This window comes from Streptomyces sulfonofaciens, assembly GCF_014656295.1.
Taxonomy (GTDB): Bacteria; Actinomycetota; Actinomycetes; order Streptomycetales; family Streptomycetaceae; genus Streptomyces; species Streptomyces sulfonofaciens.
The window spans coordinates 1-1,030 of sequence record NZ_BNCD01000072.1 but is presented as its reverse complement, the minus strand read 5'-3'; the positions used below and the strand labels follow the sequence as shown (position 1 = coordinate 1,030).

General features: G+C 73.8%; 1 protein-coding gene. It reads right to left on the bottom strand.

Going from position 1 to position 1,030, the window contains the following annotated elements; genetic code table 11:
- Positions 1-119: 119 nt before the first annotated feature.
- Positions 120-1,030, bottom strand: a 911-nt coding sequence (locus IE313_RS34605) for a polysaccharide lyase family protein (protein WP_229925199.1), incomplete at its 5' end; no start/stop codon positions are given.

Sequence of the window (1,030 nt, the reverse complement as noted above, 5' to 3'; positions counted from 1 at the left end):
TGCGGTGGCCGGACGTCCGGCCACCGCACCCCACCCACCCCGGCGACGTCGGCAAACGCCCTCGACGCCATGCGGGGGATTCCTCCGGCAGCAAGGGCCGCCGGCGCGGGGACGGGCCCCTACCAGCGTCCCGGCGCACTCATGGCCGTCCCGGTCGTCGCGCCGCCGTCGGCGTGGAAGGACGTTTCCAGCCGGTCGAAGCCGCCGTGCGGTCGGCTGCCCGTGACCTTGAGCGTGACGGTCGCCGATCTGCCGGGTGCGAGGGAGGCGGTGACCGGGACGGGGAACGCGTTCGGGTCGGGCCCGTCGACCGCCGGGTCGTCCGCGGCCGTGCGGGTGCCGTCCGACCAGTGCAGGCCGTCGAGCCGTACGTCGTTGGCGGGTCCTGAGCCCCGGTTGGTGATCTCCACCTGCCAGGTGCCGGTGCCGTGCGCGGCGCCGAGGCTGGTGAGGCGCCCGGTGAGCCTGGCCGGCCGGGGCGCCCGGGGCCCGTCCACCTCCAGGACGACGGTGTCCCAGCCGAACCCGCTGGAGACCGGTTCGACCGCGTGGGGCGTGAGGTCGCCGCCGTGGGTGAAGGCGATGGTGTTGTCACCGGCCTTCAGCAGCGACGTGGGGAAGCTCAGCCGTGCCACGTGGGGGAAGCCGCTGCGGTCGGCCTGGCGGCCGATGGTGGAGTCGTTGCGGTCGGGCAGCGAGCCCACGATGCCCGTGGACGTGCCGTTGACCGTGACGGTCGGCGGGGCACCCTGCTGCAGGGACGACGACACGGTCAGGTACGCCGTGCCGTTCGGTACCTCGGCGAGCGGGAAGTGGATGGACCAGGTCCCGTTGTGCACCTGGGCGTAGTACCAGTCGGTGGGCTCCCAGCTCCTGCCGATGGTGAAGTCCAGGTCGGCCGGGATCAGCGACGGCTTCTCGAACGAGCGGGGGAGGGGGCGCGCGGGTGACTTGGTGGCCAGCGCGTACTCGCCGCCGGTGCGGTCGGAGCGGCCGATCTGCCACAGGAAGGTGCCGTGTCCGGCCGGTG